Consider the following 16621-nt stretch of genomic DNA (forward strand, 5'->3'; position numbering starts at 1 on the left):
GTTTCGGGCTCCAACATCCTACGTCGTGTGCCCGGCAGGCTTCGATTCGAGGTCTTCCAGGTCCCGGGCGGCGGCAGTGATATTCCGCGACATGGCCGGAAATATGACGCTGTGAAAAGGCAGCACGGCGAGCCAGTACAGACGGCCGCTGAGGCCTTTGGGGAAGAAGATGGCGCGCTGGCGGTAGCGGCTGCCCGCCCCCTCCGGCTCCACGGAAAGTTCGAGCCAGGCCCTGCCCGGGGCCCGCATTTCGGCCCGCAAACGCAGCAGCCGGCCACGGTCGATCCGCTCGACCCGCCACCAGTCCACCACCTCGCCCTCGGCCAGCAGGTGCGGGTGCCGGCGGCCCCGCAGCAGCCCCGCGCCGCCGGTGAGCTTGTCCAGCCAGCCGCGCACCTGCCAGGCAAGCGGCAGGGAGTACCAGCCGTTCCGGCCGCCGATTCCTTCGATGACGGTCCAAACGTGCCGCGGGTCCACGTCGCTGGGGAAGCTGCGCTCGTCCACGTACACCGTGTGGCCGGACCAGTCCGGGTCGCTCGGCAGGGGATCGGCGTCGACACCGGCACTGGCCCAGGTGGTTTCCACCTGACCGTCGCGTTCCTTGCCCAGGGCGAGGGCCACGGCCCGCCGGTAGGGGGTCAGGCCGACTTCCGGTACCCGGATGTACGCATCGATGTCGTGCTCGCCGGCGACGGCGTCGTGCTGGAGCGATTCCACGAGCGGCAGGGACATGGAGAGCGGGATCGGCGTAGTCAGCGCCACCCACACGCCGGCCAGCTTGGGGGCAGGGACCGGCAGCGCCAGAACCACCCGGTGCGGCAGGCCCGCCTCGGCCGCGTACTCCTGCATCATTCCCGCATAGCTGAGCACCTGGCGGCAGCCGATGTCGAACGTCCGGTTGATGGTTCCTTCCAGCGACGCCGCGGCCACGAGGTAGTACAGGACATCGCGGACGGCGATCGCCTCGATCTTGTTGCGCACCCAGCTCGGTGCCGGCATGAGCGGGAGCGTCTCAGACAAATGCCGGATCATTTCGAACGACGCCGAGCCTGAGCCAATGACGACGCCGGCCTGGAACACCACTGCGTCCACCGGGCTGTCCAGGAAAACTTTCCCCACCGCCTCACGGGAACGCATGTGGGTGGACAGCTCGGCCCCTGCCGGGTGCAGGCCGCCGAGATAGACAATCCGGTCCACTCCGGCCGCGGCTGCGGCCCGGGCCGCCGTCCCGGCCATCGCCTTTTCCTTGGCTTCGAATCCGGCCCCCGCCGCCATGGAATGGACCAGGTAGTACAGGACGTCGACGCCGCCGAGCGCCTCCCGCAGGGCCTCGCCGTCGTCGAGGCTGCTGTGGACCACCTCGACGTCATCCAGCCACGGCACGCCGGCGATCTTGGCCGGCGTGCGGACCACGACTTTGACCGTGTGCCCGGCTTCCAGGAGCCGGGGGACCAGCCGCCCGCCGATGTAGCCGGTGGCCCCGGTGACCAGCACGGTTTTCGGGGAGGCGGCCTTGGCGGAGACCGCCTGCGGGGCTGGAGCAGGCGTTCGGGCGGGTTCAGGGGTTGCTGTTGTGCCGTTCATGGTGACTCCTTGTCAGCCAGCAGTTGGCGGGTGGCCTACCAAGCGATTCGGTGCCCAGGGCACTTCGGATGGGCCACCCGCTCCTCCCGCCAGCCTAGCCTCGTCGGTCTGGCCCGGGGCTCCGCGGTAGGCTTGGAGGACCCGGGATTCTCACGAATTCCGGCTATTCGTGTTGCCTGCACCCCGTGATCACATCAGGAGCAACAGCTATGAGCCTCAACGGCCCCTCTCTCACCGGTTTGCGCCGTGTCCTCGCCGAAGACCGGAATTACGCCCGGATCCAGGCCGAGGCCGCCCGCGGGTTTGCCGCCCGCAGCGAGGACTACCAGATCAGCGCCCCGGCCGGAATGCGGTCCACATTGCTCGCCGAAATGGCGGACGGACTCACGGCGCATGCGGCGAACGAAACCGGCTCTGCCGGGGCCGGCTCTCCGGTGCCCGTGGTCCTGGCTGTCACCGCGACCGGCCGCGAGGCCGAGGACCTGACCGAGGCCCTGCGCGCCTTCCTGCCCGCCGACGCCGTGGCCGAGTTCCCCAGCTGGGAGACCCTGCCGCATGAGCGGCTCTCCCCGCGCTCGGACACCGTGGGCAGGCGGTTGTCCGTGCTCCGGCGGCTCGCGCACCCCGAATCGTCCACCGCCGGTGCTCTGCGCGTCGTGGTGGCCCCCGTGCGCGCCGTCGTGCAGCCGATCGTCGCAGGCCTGGGTGAATTGGTGCCCGTGACCCTGAAGCTCGGCCAGGAGGCCCCCTTCAGCAGTGTCGTCAAAAGCCTCGCCGACGCCGCCTACGCCCGGGTGGACATGGTCACCCGCCGCGGCGAGTTCGCCGTCCGCGGCGGCATGCTGGACGTCTTCCCGCCCACCGAGGACCACCCCATCCGGGTCGAGTTCTTTGGCGACGAGGTGGACCAGATGCGCTGGTTCGCCGTCGCCGACCAGCGCTCGCTGACAGCGCCCGGCCTGCACCATCCCACCGAACTCCATGCCCCGCCGTGCCGCGAAATCCTGATCACGCCCTCCGTCATGTCCCGCGCGGCCACCCTGAAGTCCCAGCTCCCGGCCGCCGCGGACATGCTGGAGAAGATCGCCGGCGGCATCGCCGTCGAGGGCATGGAATCGCTGGCTCCCGTGCTGGTGGACGCCATGGTGCCGTTCCTGGACCAGCTCCCGGCCGGTTCCATCTCGGTGGTGATCGAACCGGAGAAGGTCCGCACCCGGGCCCACGACCTCGCCGCGACCAACGAGGAATTCCTCGAGGCCGCCTGGTCCACGGCGTCCGACGGCGGCCCCGCGCCCCTGGCGCTGGACACTGTTTTGGCCTCTGCGGCGTCCGAAGCGCTGCACTCGGCCAGCTTCCGCTCGCTGACCGATACCCGCACCGCAGCACTGGAGCACGGCGTCTCCTGGTGGTCCATCACCTCGCTGGCCAGCGACGAAGAGCTGCTGCCCGACGTCGACGTGCTGAACCTGCACGCCCGGGAACCCCGCGGCTACCAGGGCGACGTGGCGGAAATGATGGACTTCATCGGCTCCCGCGTCCGGGACCAGTGGCGGATCGTCGTGGTCACCGAGGGTCCAGGCCCGGCGCAGCGCCTCGCGGAACTCTTCCACGACAACGACATCCCCTGCGCCCGGGTGGACACCCTCGAGGCGGACCCGCAGGCCGGGCTGATCGAGGTGACCACCGCCGCCGTCGGCCGCGGTTTTGTCCTGGATCCGCTCAAGCTGGCGCTGCTGACCGAGGCGGACCTCCTGGGCCGGACCTCCGCCGGGTCCACCAAGGACATGCGCCGGATGCCGTCCAAGCGGCGGAACGCCGTGGACCCGCTCCAGCTCGTGGCCGGGGACTCGGTGGTGCACGAACAGCACGGCATCGGCCGGTTCGTGGAGCTGATCCAGCGTCGGGTGGCCGGAGGAGGCGACGGGGTGCGCGAGTACCTGGTGCTGGAATATGCCCCGTCCAAGCGCGGAGCCCCCGGCGACCGGCTCTTTGTGCCCACCGACCAGCTGGACCAGGTCACCCGGTACGTGGGCGGGGACACTCCGGCGCTGAGCAAGATGGGCGGCGCGGACTGGGCCAGCACCAAGTCCAAGGCCCGCAAGGCGGTCAAGGAGATCGCCGGCGAGCTGATCCGGCTCTACTCCGCCCGGATGGCTTCCCGCGGCTACGCCTTCGGCCCGGACACCCCGTGGCAGCGGGAACTGGAGGAGGCCTTCCCGTACGTGGAGACCCCGGACCAGCTGACCACCATCAACGAGGTCAAGGCCGACATGGAGCGCGAGATCCCGATGGACCGGCTGATCTCCGGCGACGTCGGCTACGGAAAGACCGAGATCGCGGTCCGGGCTGCGTTTAAGGCCGTCCAGGATGGCAAGCAGGTGGCCGTGCTGGTGCCCACGACCCTGCTCGCCCAGCAGCACTACGAGACGTTCACCGAACGGTTTTCCGGGTTCCCGCTCGTCGTCAAGCCTCTGTCCCGCTTCCAGAGCGGCAAGGAGGCCAAGGAAACCGCCGACGGCGTCAAGAGCGGTTCCGTGGACGTCGTGATCGGCACGCACCGGCTGCTGTCCAAGGACTTCGGCTTCAAGGACCTCGGCCTGGTGATCGTGGACGAGGAGCAGCGCTTCGGCGTCGAACACAAGGAGGCGCTGAAGAAGATGCGCACCAACGTGGACGTCCTGGCCATGAGCGCCACCCCGATTCCGCGGACCCTGGAAATGTCCCTGACAGGCATCCGCGAAACCTCCACCCTGGCCACCCCGCCAGAGGAGCGGCACCCCGTGCTGACCTACGTGGGCCCGTACACGGACAAGCAGACCTCCGCCGCGATCCGCCGCGAACTGATGCGCGAAGGCCAGGTGTTCTTCGTCCACAACCGGGTGTCCACGATCGACCGCACCGCGGCGAAGATCCGCGAACTCGTCCCGGAGGCCCGGGTGGAGGTGGCGCACGGGCAGATGTCCGAGAGCCGGCTGGAACAGATCATCGTGGACTTCTGGGAAAAGCGCTTCGACGTCCTCGTCTGCACCACCATCATCGAGACCGGCCTGGACATCTCCAACGCCAACACCCTGATCGTGGACGGCGCGGACAAGTACGGCCTGTCCCAGCTGCACCAGCTGCGCGGACGTGTGGGCCGCGGCCGCGAACGCGCCTACGCCTACTTCCTCTACCCTTCGGAAAAGCCGCTCGGCGAGGTGGCGCTGGAACGGCTCAAAGCCGTCGCGACGCACAATGAGCTCGGCGCCGGCATGCAGCTGGCCATGAAGGACCTGGAGATCCGCGGCGCCGGCAACCTGCTCGGCGGCGAGCAGTCCGGCCACATCCAGGGCGTCGGCTTCGACCTCTACATCCGGCTGGTCGGCGAGGCCGTGGCCGAATACCGGGGCGAGGCCGAGGAGAAGGCCGCCGAAATGAAGATCGAACTGCCGGTCAACGCGCACCTGCCGCATGACTACGTGCCGGGCGAGCGGTTGCGCCTGGAGGCCTACCGCAAACTCGCCGGCGCCATCACCTACGAGGCGATCGATGAGGTCCTCGCGGAGCTCGTGGACCGCTATGGCGAACTGCCGCTGCCCGCGACAAACCTGATCGACGTCGCCCGGTTCCGGGTGGGCGCCCGCGAGGCCGGATTGTCCGACGTCGCGCTGCAGGGCAACTTCATCAAGTTCTCCCCGGCGCAGCTGCCCGAGTCCAAGCTCATGCGCCTCACCCGGATGTACCCCGGCGCGCAGGCGAAGCCGGCCCTGGACGCAGTGCTTGTCCCGAAGCCCAAGACCGCCAGGATCGGCGGCCGGGACCTGCAGGACGCCGAGATCCTCGAGTGGGCCAACGGCGTCATCCGCAACATCTTCTCCGACGCCCCGTTAGCGGTGAAATAGAACAATGATGGGAGGACATCACGCCGCGTCGGGAGCCGCGGCGTGGGTAGCCATTGCCTCGACCGGCCCGTATGCGCTTGGCTGGTACCCGCTGGATCCCGCGGGAATCGTGATCGGTGCCATGGCGACGGCGGGGACTGCGCTGGTCTGCGACTGGGACCACCGCGCCAGCACTGTGGCGCATGCGCTGCCGCCGCTGTCCAACCTGGTGGCGCGCGGCATTGAGAAGGTCAGCGGGGGCCACCGGCAGGGCACGCACTCGGTGCTGGGCGCGGCGTTCTTCGTGCTGCTGGCCACGATCGCCGGGCAGTGGCAGGTGCAGACCCAGTGGGGGCTGCTGTCCGTCGGGGCCGGCCTGCTGTGCATGTTCATGATCAACATCGCGGTGAAGGCACTGAAGCTCTTTCCCAAGTACGGCTGGATCAGCAACTGGATCTTCGGGCTGCTCATGGCAGGAGTCGTGACGTGGTTTGCGCCGCACCAGTGGACCTGGCTGCCGGTCTCGATGCTCACCGGGGTGCTGGTGCACATTGTGGGGGACATGATCACCACCGGGGGAGTGCCGCTGCTCTGGCCGCTGGTGATCAAGCCGCCGAAGGTCCTGCGGAAACTGCCGCTGCTCAAGAACATCTGGAAGGCCAACGGGGCGTTCTCCATCCCGCTGCTGGGCCGGGCGGGCTCACGGCGGGAATGGTTCGTCCTCATCCCGGTGAGCGGCTATGCGATGGTGGGGATGTTTGGCGCCGGCCTGGCCGTGGCCAAAGCGCACTTCCCGGCAGCCCTGGCTCTGGGCACGGGGCTGGTCGAGGGCCTGGTGAAGGGCCTGCTCGGGCTGGTGTCCGGCTAGGCTGCGCTCCCCAGAAGACTGAGGCTCCCCGGGCACCAGAGGTCCTTAAACGACTGAAGCTCCGGAAGATCCGGAGCTTCAGTCATCAAGAATGGGGGAGCCTAGTTTTCGCCGGCCGAATCCGAGCGGCCCAGCAGCGTCTGCGGGATCCAGAACGAGAGGGCAAAGAGGACCAGGCAGACGGCCATCGGCCAGACGTTGTCCAGCGTCAGGAAGGCCAGGGAGTAGATCGCGCCGAGGAACAGGACCATCATCGGCACGAACAGGGCGATGCTGGATCCGAGGCTGTTCTCAACGCGTCGGGACTGGGTGGTGTTGCTGGACATTCGTTCCTCCTCGGCCCCGGGGGGCTCAAAACTGTGGGCGCTGCCGGCGTGGATCAGTACGCGGATGAACCCTGTTCACCCTTGACGATCGCGATGCCGGAGCTGGCGCCAATACGTGTTGCACCTGCAGCAATCATAGCCTGAGCATCGGCCAGGGAACGCACGCCGCCGGAGGCCTTGACCCCCAGGTCCGGACCGACGGTGCGCCGCATGAGCGCGACGTCCTCGGCCGTGGCCCCGCCGCCGTTGAAGCCGGTGGAGGTCTTCACGAAGTCCGCCCCGGCCTCCACCGCGGCCTCGCAGGCGAGCACTTTCTGGTCATCGCTCAGCAGAGCCGTTTCGATGATGACCTTCAGGATGGCCCCGCCCTCGTGCACGGCGTCGGCGACGGCGGCGATGTCATCCACCAGCGCGCCCTTGTCATTGGCACGGGCAGCGGCGATGTTGATGACCATGTCCACCTCTTCTGCACCGTCCAGGACCGCGCCGCGGGCCTCGAAGGCCTTGACGTCGCTCGGCGTGGCGCCCAGCGGGAATCCCACCACGGAGCACGTCAGCACGCCGGATCCCTTCAGCGCGGTCTTGACGGTTTTGACCCAGACCGGATTCACGCAGACCGACTTGAAATGGTATTCGGCCGCCTCGGCGCAAACCTTGAGCACCTCCGCCTCGCTGGCCTCCGGCTTGAGCAGCGTGTGGTCGATGTAGGAGGCGATGTTGGGCGTGCCCGCGGTAGCGGCTTCGTGGCTCATGGTGGTCCCTTTCGTGGCGGGCCTGGGACGCGGCGGTCCCTTCCCGGGCCTTGTGGGCCTGCGGGCCCTGGCGGCGCCGCATGGTGCGCGGCTTATCAGGGAACCATCTTGCCATAGGAACATGCCCGGCGGACGCCCCAGCCGGGCCGCCCCCGCACACTCAGGCCGCGGCCGCCAGGGGCCGGCCCATGGTGGCCTGAAGCAACTGGGAGGCACACACCGACGCGGCCGACCCGGAGGCCACGAGCAGTCCCAGCCGGACGCCGTCGTAGGCCGCGGCGTCACCGATCGCCCATATGCCCGGCACGGAGGTGCGGAAGTCCTGGCCGATGACAATCCCGCCGCCGGGCGCGGTGGTGAGCCCGGCCGTGGCGGCCAGTTCGTCGCGGGCGATGCGCTCCTCGGCGAGGATCACGAGGTCACCGTTCATGCTGGAGCCGTCCTCGAAGACGATGCCGGACGCCGGCAGGACGGACCCGGCAATGGTGGGAACGACGGCGGCGGGGCGGACGGTGGTGCGGATGGGGCGGACGCCGCGGGCCCGGAGGACGGCCTCGGCCTGGCCGGCGGCCGAGCCCGTGCCGACCAGGATGCCCAGCGGGCGCCGGCCGAGGACCCGGGTGACGTCCTTGACGGCCTCGCCCAGCCGGGCGGCGTCGTCGATCGTGGAATAGCTCAGGCACCGGGCGGCGCCTTCCACCGGCGCCTCGGCGGGAGCGGAGCCCGTGGCGATGACGAGCTCGTCGTAGTCGAATTCCATGCCGTCGGCGGTGGTCACGCGGCGGTTTTCCGCGTCGATGTAGCTGGCCGGCTGGCCAAAGCGGATGGACACCTGGGGCAGGACGGCGAGCTCCAGCAGTTCCTCGGGGGCGTCGTCCCGGTTGCTGAGGACCGTGATGGCGCCGGCAAACGGGGTCCGGGTGAGCTGCCGGACGAGGGCCTGGGCGGCCCGGCCGGCGCCGGCGACGACGATCCTGGGCCGGGCTGCCGTCGTGACTGCTGTCTTGTAGGCGGAGGAGGAGGCGGCTGCCGTCGAGGTAGACGTGCCGGAGGTGGGAGACAATGCCGGAGCGGACATGTGCAGGCCCTTTCGCTGGGTGGCCATCGTGTGGCCGGTGTGCTTGATGAACCCCAGCGTAGGCGTCCGATTTTTCCGGGGTGTTTCCCGGGTGTTGCCGCTTTTGCCCTGCCTGTTCGCCAGTATTTACCGGCCGGTAATGCCGTGCGTCACACCTCCGCGGCGGCCCGTTCTGCCACTGCGTTACACGCGGATCCGGTAGCCGCGCTTCACCACGGTTTCCACGAGCCGGGTGTCCGGCAGCGCGGACCGCAGCCGGCTGACGGTCATGTCCAGGGCATGCACGGAACCGCGCAATTCCAGGAGGTCCGAGAGCGCCTCGCGGGACAGCACGGCCCCGCCGGCGCCGATGAGCGCGCGCAGCAGCAGCAGGGGCGCCGGTGCCATGTCGACCGCCTCGCCGTTGATCCGCAGCGAGCGGCCGCGCAGCTCCACGCTGCCGGAAACGGTGTCGAGCCGGCGGACGTGGTTGAGCGCCAGGTGCTCGCAGACCAGCCGGATCAGGGCGCCCATCCGGAAGCGTTCCGGGATCAGCGGATGCAGCCCGGCGTCGAGCAGCGGCTGCGCGGTGATGGGCCCGACGACGGCGGTCGCCACAGTGGTCTTCAGGCTCTCCACGAGCTGTTTGTAGACGCCCATCTCATGCGCCGTGCTCCACATCGCGTCCACGGCGGGGGCGCTGGTGAAGGTCAGGACATCGAGGTTGCCACTGCACGCGGCCTCGATGAGCTTGGGCAGCCGGTCGGCGCCGTCGGGCTTGACCCAGCGGTACGGGGTGACCGTCAGGACGGTGGCGCCGGACATGCGCAGGCGCTCGAGCTGGCGGACATCGGTGTAGCCGTGCAGCTGGACCGCGACTGTCTTGCCCCGCACACCCTCGGCAAGGAGCATGTCCACGAGCGTGGCGGTGGTTTCGTCGCTGCTGATTCCGACGTCGGCGAGCCCGGCAGCACGCACGGCGCCGCGGGCTTTGGGCCCGCGGACGAACATCCGTGTGGCCGAGAGGGTCTCCAGCAGCTGGTCCCCAATGCCAAAGGTGTCCGCGGCCTCGCACCAGCGGCGCATGCCGTAGGCGGTGGTGGCGATACAAAGGTCGGGCCGGGCGGCGATGATCGCCCGGGTGTCCTCGATCAGGCTCTGGTCCTCCCGGACCGGGGCGATCTTCAGCGCCGGGGCGTGAAGCACCTCGGCACCGCGGCGCTCGAGGGCCTCGATGAGGTCCTGCGAGCGGCGGTGCGAGGTGACGCCGATCCGGAAGCCGTCCAAAGGAAGGTCCCGTTCGGTCGCGTCGTCTGCAGGTTCCGGCGCGGGTGCGCCGGACGTGGCGGGGATCAACGGGGTTAAGGGTGCGCCGGGCTCCGGGAAGGTTGCGGCGACGGCGTTCAATGCGCTCATGGGAATCCTTACGCCTCCATCAGTGATGCGGCCAGTCGGTCGAGCTCTGCCGTGGCCTCGGCACAGCCCCGGTTGGCCTCGGCCACCCGGACAACGTCCCCGATCACCAGGACGGCGGGGTTACTGCAGCCCGCGGCTGCGGAGGTGATGGTGCCCAGCTCGGCGATCGTGGTGCGCTGGCCGGGGCGGTAGCCGCGTTCGACGACCGCCATCGGCATGTCGGCCCGCATCCCCGCCCGGCGGAGTCCGGCTGCGAGGTGGTGCAGGGTGCCGATGCCCATCAGGACCACAATGGTTCCGCCGAGCCCGGAAAGGTGCGTTAATTCGTTCTCAGTCAGCGGGGCATGGCCGGAGACCACGGTGAACATGTGGCTGACTTCGCGGTGCGTGACCGGGATGCCGGCGGCGGCCGGAACCGAGATGGCGCTGGTGACTCCGGAGATGACGCGGACCGGGACCCCGGCCGCGACGCAGGAGGCGACTTCCTCTCCTCCCCGGCCGAAGACATAGGGGTCCCCGCCCTTGAGGCGGACCACATTGTTGCCGGCCAGGGCGCTTTCCACCATGAGCTTTTCGATGTCGGCCTGGCTGACCTTGTGGTGGCCGGGCTTCTTGCCCACATCCACGAGCTCTGCCGAGGTCAGGGACGGCAGGTCCTGGTACGGGGCGAGCCGGTCATAGAAGACGACGTCGGCGTCCCGCAGCGCCGCAACGGCCGCGATGGTGAGCAGCTCGGTGGTCCCGGGGCCGCCGCCGACGAGGGTGACGTGTCCTACCGGGCCGGCCGCTGGCTCGGCCGCCACCGGAATGCCGGTGGCATGGCACCGGCCCAGGAGGGCGTCCCAGCCGGGCTGGCCGTCGTCGACTGCCGCCACCAGGAACGGACGCTCGGGCAGCGGGCCGTCCATGCCGGCGCCCTGCGGCGTGCTGAGGCGGAACACGATGGCGCCGGCCGCTTCATAGCGCCGCACGGCCTGCCGCGCGGCGTGGTCCGCGCCCGTGACCAGGACTTCGCGTCCGGTGAGGTCAATGGTGAGCTGCATGGCTATACCTCGTTCTCGTCAAGCAGTTCCGGGGTGGTGGCGCGGACCGGAATGGAAGCGCCGATCAGGACTGGTTGCTGACCGGCCAGCGCCTTCTCCTCGGCCGTGGCGGGGCGCATCTGGCCGCGCTCGTCGGAGACGAAGGTAATGGAATCGTCCTTCTGGTCCGGGGCGTTGACGAAGGAGCGGAAGCGGCGGAGGCGCTCGGGATCCTTCAGGGTGTCGGCCCATTCGTCGACGTAGGTGTCAACGTGCTTGGCCATAGCGGCCTCAAGGTCCTCGGCGATGCCCAGGGTGTCATGCACCACCACGTCCTCGACGTGCTTAATGCCGCCGTCGAGCTCTTCCTGCCAGCGCGCGGTGCGCTGCAGGCGGTCGGCGGTGCGGATGTAGTACATGAAGTAGCGGTCGATGTACTTGATCAGGGTTTCGTCGTCGAGGTCCTTGGCCAGCAGCTGGGCGTGCGCCGGGGTGGCCCCGCCGTTGCCGCCGACGTACAGGTTCCAGCCGTCCGCGGTGGCGATGACGCCGACATCCTTGCCCCGGGCCTCCGCACATTCGCGGGCGCAGCCGGAGACGCCCATCTTCAGCTTGTGCGGGCTGCGGAGTCCGCGGTAGCGCAGCTCAAGCGCGATGGCCATGGCCACCGAGTCCTGGACCCCGAAGCGGCACCAGGTGGAGCCGACGCAGGACTTCACCGTGCGCAGGCTCTTGCCGTAGGCCTGGCCGGATTCGAAGCCGGCGTCCACGAGGATCTTCCAGATTTCCGGCAGCTGCTCCAGCCGGGCGCCGAACATGTCGATCCGCTGGCCGCCGGTGATCTTGGTGTAGAGGCCGTACTGCTCGGCGACAGCGGCGATCACGCCGAGCTTCTTCGGGGTGATCTCGCCGCCGGCGATGCGCGGAACCACCGAGTAGGTGCCGTCCTTCTGCATGTTGGCCAGGGCACGGTCGTTGGTGTCCTGCAGGGTGCCGCGGCCGGCGTCCAGGACGTAGGCGCTGTTCTGGCTGGCCAGGATGTTGGCGATGGTCGGCTTGCAGATATCGCAGCCGGCCCCGGTGCCGTACTTGGCCATGATCTCCTCGAAGGAGGTCAGTTCCAGGACACGGATGGCGTCGAAGAGTTCCTGGCGGGACAGCTCGATGTGTTCGCAGAGTGCCTTGGAGACCTCGACGCCGGACTTGGTCAGTTCGGTCTCGAGCAGCTTCTTGAGCATCGGCACGCAGGAACCGCAGCTGGTTCCGGCCCGGGTGCAGCCCTTCAGCTCGCCGAGTTCCTGGACGGGCGCGTTGCCGTCGCAGGCCCCGCAGCCGTTGACGGTGTCGCGGATGGTTCCCGCAGAGACGTTGTTGCAGGAACACAGGATGGCGTCGTCCGGCAGTTCGGTCTCCGGGGCCTCGCCGCCGCCGGCCGCGGTGAGGTAGGCGCCGGGTTCGGCGGCCAGTTCGCGGCCCAGCATGGGGCGCAGGGAAGTGTAGGGCGAGGCGTCGCCGACGAAAATGCCGCCGAGCAGGGTCTTGGCATCGTCGGTGGTGACGATCTTCTGGTAGACGCCGCGGGCGGGGTCGGCGTAGACAATTTCGAGCGCGTGTTCCGTGCGGGCGAAGGCATCGCCGAAGCTGGCGACGTCGACGCCGGAGAGCTTGAGCTTGGTGGCCGTGTCGAAGCCGGGGAAAGTTGCGTCGCCGCCGTGCAGCCGGTCCGCGACGATTTCGGCCATCGTGTTGGCCGGGGCCACCAGGCCCAGGCACATGCCGCCGAAGTTGGCGACCTCGCCGATTGCCCAGATGCCGGGAACCTCCGTGGAGCAGTCGTCGGAGATGACGACGCCGCCGCGCTGGCCGAGCTGGAACTGCTGCTCTGCACCCTCCGCAGCCCGGAAGAGCTCATCGCGGGGCCGCACACCGATCGCAACGATCACGATGTCGGCGTCGATGATCCGGCCGTCGGCCATGAGGACGCCGGTGACCTGGCCTTCGTCGTCGGAGAGGACCTCGGAGGGGAACACCCCGCCGTGGACGGTGAAGCCCTTGGCCTCGATGAGGCGGCCGAGCGCCTGTCCGGCACCCTCGTCCAGCTGGGTGTTCATGAGCCACGGCGAGCCGTTGATGACGATCGGGGTGGCGCCGAGCTGCTCGGTGCCGGCCGCTGATTCCAGACCCAGCAGACCGCCGCCGATTGTGACAGCGTTGACCTTGCGGCCAAGCTTCTCGGTGAGGTCCGCGATCGCCTTGTTGATGGACCAGACGTCCTCAAGGGTGCGGTAGACGTGGGTGAGTTCAGAGCCCGGGATGGGCAGACGGGCCGCGTCCGAGCCCGTCGCGACCACAAGCTCGTCATACTCAAAGACGGTTCCCGCCGCGGTCTTGACCGTCTTGCCGGCGGCGTCAATGCTGATGACGCGTTCGCCGGTCTTGAGGTTCAGGGCTGTGTGGTCCCACATGGAAGCGCTGCCCAGGGTGAGGTCGACGTCGCTGTCGGTCAGTGCCTTGCTCAGCGCGACGCGGTCGTAGGGGAGGTGGGCTTCCTCGGTGAGGACGGTAACGTGCCAGCCATCGAGTCCGCGGGCGTGCATGGCATCGGCAAAACGGTGCGCTGCGGGGCCGCCGCCGGCCACCACAATACGGCGCGGGGCGGCGCTGGCTGCGCCCTGGTTCGGGTGGCTTGAGGGGTGTCCGGTCACGGTGGGCCTTTCGCATGGGCCGCAGACGGTGCTCTGCAGCTTGTCGTCCCAGACTAGGCAACGGGAATTTCGCTTCAGTTTCCCTTATGTTTCGTGATCTTAACTTCTGCATCACGAATGCATTTCCGGCCGTGTTAGCTCTCTTTTACGCGCCGGACACATCCGGCGCGTCCGGATGAAACACCGCGGGCCTAGCTTGAATATGTGGCCGCAGCAGCGGTTCAGCCCGTAAAGGGATGTATCAGAGAGGGGCCGGGATGACCGCCGTACTAGAAACCGCAGTACTTGACGCAGTACCCGACATTGAGGACCAGACCGCTGAGCAGGCAGCCGCAGCCGGCTGGCACCGCGTGTGCGCCGTGGCGGACCTCGAACCCGCCTGGGGCGAGGCAGCACTGATTGCGGGCCGCCAGGTGGCCCTGTTCCGCACCGTGTCCGGTGAGGTTTTCGCCGTCGCGCAGGAAGACCCGGCCACCGGGGCGCACGTCATGGCCCGCGGCATCACCGGTTCCCGCGGGGACCGCCCCACGGTGGCTTCGCCGTTGCACAAGGAGGTCTACGACCTCGCTACGGGTGAGTGCCTCGGCAGCCCGGAACTCCGGCTCGCCACCTTCGGTACCCGGGTTGTGGGCGGGTACATCGAGGTAGAGCTCTAGAGGCCCAGGGCTTCGCGGACGTCCGCCAGGACGCCGTCCAGCGCGGCACGCGCCTCGTCCCGGGCCGCCGGAAGCTCGGCGGCCGAGCCGACGCTGCGGATGACTTCCAGGTAGCACTTGAGCTTCGGTTCCGTGCCGCTGGGACGGATGATGACGCGGCTGAGGTCCCTCGTCAGGTACATCAGGCCCTCGGTGGGCGGGAGTTGCTCGCTGCCCACGGCCAGGTCCGTGACGGCCTCGACGCCGGAGCCGCCGAACGATTCCGGCGGGCTGACGCGCAGCCGGTTCATCATCGCGTCCAGCAGGCCGAGGTCTGCCACCCGGATGCTGAGCTGGTCGCTCGCGTGCAGCCCGTGCACCAGGTAGAGCTCGTCCAGGGTGTCGAAGATGGTCTTGCCCTCGGCCTTTGCGGCCGCCGCGAGCTCGGCGATCAACACCGCCGCGGAGATGCCGTCCTTATCGCGCACCAGCGACGGGGCGACGCAATAACCCAGCGCCTCCTCGTAGCCGTAGACCAGTCCCGGCACGCGGGCAATCCATTTGAAGCCGGTCAGGGTTTCCTCGTGGGCGTAGCCTGCTGCGGCCGCGATCCGCGCCAACAACCGGGACGACACAATCGAGTTGGCGAACACGCCGGCCGGTGCCTCGCCGCCCGCGGCCTGCCGGGCTACGACGTGGGCGCCGAGCAGGGCGCCCACCTCATCACCGCGCAGCATGCGCCACGCGCCGGTGCCCGGGTCCTTCGCCGCCACGGCCGCCCGGTCGGCGTCGGGATCGTTGGCGATCACGATGTCGGCGTCCTCACGCGTCGCCGCCTCCAGGGCCAAGTCCAGAGCCCCGGGCTCTTCCGGGTTGGGGAAGTTCACCGTGGGGAAGTCCGGATCCGGGTGCGCCTGTTCCGTGACCAGCGTGACGTCGTCGAAACCGGCGGCGTTCAGCACCGCCACCGCCGTTTCCCCGCCCACGCCGTGCATGGGGGTCAGGACGATCTTCAGCCTGCGGGCCGGGAAGTTTTCCGGAACCGCCAGGGCCGCGACGGCGCGCTGGTATTCGGTGGCGATCGAGGGCTCCAGTACGGTCCACCCGTCGGCGGCCAGGAGGATGGAGTCCAGGTCGCCGACGGCGTCGATCTTCGCCGCTATCAGGGCGTCGTAGGGTGCCACGATCTGGGCGCCGCGGCCGCTTTCCTCAACCGCGTGGCGGCCCAGGTACACCTTGTACCCGTTGTCCTGCGGCGGGTTGTGGCTGGCGGTGACCATGACGCCGCCGTCGCAGTCCAGCGCCCGGACCGCGTACGCGAGCAGCGGGGTGGGCAGCGCGGCCGGCATCAGGAAGGTTTCGACACCGGCCGCGGTGAGGATCGCAGCGGTTTCTTCGGCGAAAATATCGGAGTTGTAGCGGGCGTCGTAGCCGACGACGGCGCGCGGCCGGGTGCCGGGGGAGGCCTGCTCGACGGCGTTGGTGAGGAAGGCGGTGAAGCCGGCGGCGGCGCGGCGGACCACCACGCGGTTCATCCGGTTCGGCCCCGGGCCAAGGGCCGCCCGTAGTCCGGCGGTGCCGAACTGGAGGGTGCCGCTGAAGCTGTCGGCCAGCTCCTGGCGGGCCGCGGCGACGCCGCCATCGGTGAGACGAATCAGCTCAGACAAGGTGGCGGCGGTGGCGGGGTCCGGGTCCCGGTTTGCCCAGTCTCGGGCATCGCTCAGGAGTCGGGCGAGTTCGGCATCAGAAGACGTCATAGGAACCAAACTATCGCCAATCGCGAGGGATTCCTGCCCAAAGAATCGGGAGTTGGGGTTTCAGTTCCATCTCAACGCCTCAAGCAGGACCTTGACACCCAAATTTCCGGACACGTAGCGTCTGGAATATGAAGATGGGCCGTGGCGTGGAATGGGCCGTGCACAGTTGCGTCAACATGGCATGGACACCGCCGGGCGAGCCGGTGAACAGCGCACGGCTGGCCGAATTCTACAGACTCCCGGCCGCTTATCTCAACAAGCAGTTTCAGTCGCTGGTCCGGGCCGGTGTGCTGGAGTCAGTCTCCGGGCCCCGCGGCGGATTTCTTTTGGCGCGCCGGCCGGAAAACATCACCGTGCTGGACATTGTGCTGGCGCTGGAGGGCCAGGACCCGGCCTTCCGGTGCGAGGCGATCCTCGGGAATGTCCCGGATCCGGATCGGCGGGATAACTTCGCACGGACGTGCCTTATTTCCCAGACCATGCGCCAGGCCGAACTCGCCTGGCGCCAGGCGCTGGCGCGCCAGAGCATCGCCGGAATCGCGGACTCGATCGAGCGGCGGTTCCCGTCGGACAAGGCAAAGGTCCTGGACTACCTGGCTGCGGAATAACCGCAGCGAGGTAGTCCAGGACCTAGCCGGC

Annotated in this window: 12 protein-coding genes; 4 read left to right on the top strand and 8 right to left on the bottom strand. The window is 68.9% G+C overall.

The genetic code is table 11. The features are described 5' to 3' along the window. Nucleotides 1-18 precede the first annotated feature (18 nt). Complete coding sequence (locus tag LQV16_RS07130; protein WP_229993213.1) at nucleotides 19-1584, bottom strand: SDR family oxidoreductase; 1566 nt, start codon at nucleotides 1582-1584, stop codon at nucleotides 19-21. A gap of 209 nt (nucleotides 1585-1793) precedes the next feature. Here LQV16_RS07130 and mfd point away from each other — a divergent pair, with 209 nt between their 5' ends. Both mfd and LQV16_RS07140 read left to right on the top strand, forming a co-directional pair. Next, nucleotides 1794-5465 (top strand): transcription-repair coupling factor, encoded by a 3672-nt coding sequence (gene mfd / locus LQV16_RS07135; RefSeq protein ID WP_229993214.1) that lies wholly within the window; start codon nucleotides 1794-1796, stop codon nucleotides 5463-5465. A 4-nt stretch (nucleotides 5466-5469) separates the two neighbouring features. After that, nucleotides 5470-6312: a metal-dependent hydrolase gene (locus tag LQV16_RS07140; protein ID WP_229993215.1), complete on the top strand. Its 843-nt coding sequence runs from the start codon at nucleotides 5470-5472 to the stop codon at nucleotides 6310-6312. 101 nt (nucleotides 6313-6413) lie between these two features. Here the strand turns inward: LQV16_RS07140 and LQV16_RS07145 are convergent, their stop codons facing one another. The 6 genes from LQV16_RS07145 to nirB form a co-directional block, all read right to left on the bottom strand. After that, nucleotides 6414-6638, bottom strand: a complete 225-nt coding sequence (locus tag LQV16_RS07145; protein WP_229993216.1) for a hypothetical protein — start codon at nucleotides 6636-6638, stop codon at nucleotides 6414-6416. Nucleotides 6639-6691: 53 nt separating this feature from the next. After that, the gene (deoC, locus tag LQV16_RS07150; protein WP_229993217.1) at nucleotides 6692-7390 is read right to left on the bottom strand and encodes a deoxyribose-phosphate aldolase; all 699 of its coding nucleotides are present in this window, start codon (nucleotides 7388-7390) and stop codon (nucleotides 6692-6694) included. Between the two features lie 160 nt (nucleotides 7391-7550). Next, complete coding sequence (locus LQV16_RS07155) at nucleotides 7551-8468, bottom strand: FAD-dependent oxidoreductase (RefSeq protein WP_229993238.1); 918 nt, start codon at nucleotides 8466-8468, stop codon at nucleotides 7551-7553. A gap of 183 nt (nucleotides 8469-8651) precedes the next feature. Beyond that, nucleotides 8652-9863: a uroporphyrinogen-III synthase gene (locus LQV16_RS07160; protein WP_229993218.1), complete on the bottom strand. Its 1212-nt coding sequence runs from the start codon at nucleotides 9861-9863 to the stop codon at nucleotides 8652-8654. Nucleotides 9864-9871: 8 nt separating this feature from the next. Further along, entirely contained in the window at nucleotides 9872-10906 is a 1035-nt protein-coding gene (cobA, locus tag LQV16_RS07165) for a uroporphyrinogen-III C-methyltransferase (RefSeq protein ID WP_229993219.1), read from the bottom strand. Between the two features lie 2 nt (nucleotides 10907-10908). Then, nucleotides 10909-13590 (bottom strand): nitrite reductase large subunit NirB, encoded by a 2682-nt coding sequence (gene nirB, locus LQV16_RS07170; protein ID WP_290369345.1) that lies wholly within the window; start codon nucleotides 13588-13590, stop codon nucleotides 10909-10911. Between the two features lie 257 nt (nucleotides 13591-13847). Here nirB and nirD point away from each other — a divergent pair, with 257 nt between their 5' ends. Then, nucleotides 13848-14246, top strand: coding sequence for a nitrite reductase small subunit NirD (nirD, locus tag LQV16_RS07175; RefSeq protein WP_229993220.1), 399 nt, complete (start codon nucleotides 13848-13850; stop codon nucleotides 14244-14246). On the opposite strand, the gene LQV16_RS07180 is transcribed toward nirD, so the two are convergent. Further along, entirely contained in the window at nucleotides 14243-15982 is a 1740-nt protein-coding gene (locus LQV16_RS07180; protein ID WP_229993221.1) for a phospho-sugar mutase, read from the bottom strand. The two genes, nirD and LQV16_RS07180, sit on opposite strands and share 4 nt — an antisense overlap. Nucleotides 15983-16110: 128 nt before the next feature. On the opposite strand from LQV16_RS07180, the gene LQV16_RS07185 reads away from it, so the two are divergent. Continuing rightward, nucleotides 16111-16590 carry an Rrf2 family transcriptional regulator gene (locus LQV16_RS07185; protein ID WP_229993222.1) on the top strand — a complete coding sequence of 160 codons (480 nt, stop codon included), beginning with the start codon at nucleotides 16111-16113 and terminating at the stop codon, nucleotides 16588-16590. Nucleotides 16591-16621: the final 31 nt, after the last annotated feature.

Source organism: Arthrobacter sp. Bi26, assembly GCF_918697925.1.
Lineage (GTDB): Bacteria > Actinomycetota > Actinomycetes > Actinomycetales > Micrococcaceae > Arthrobacter.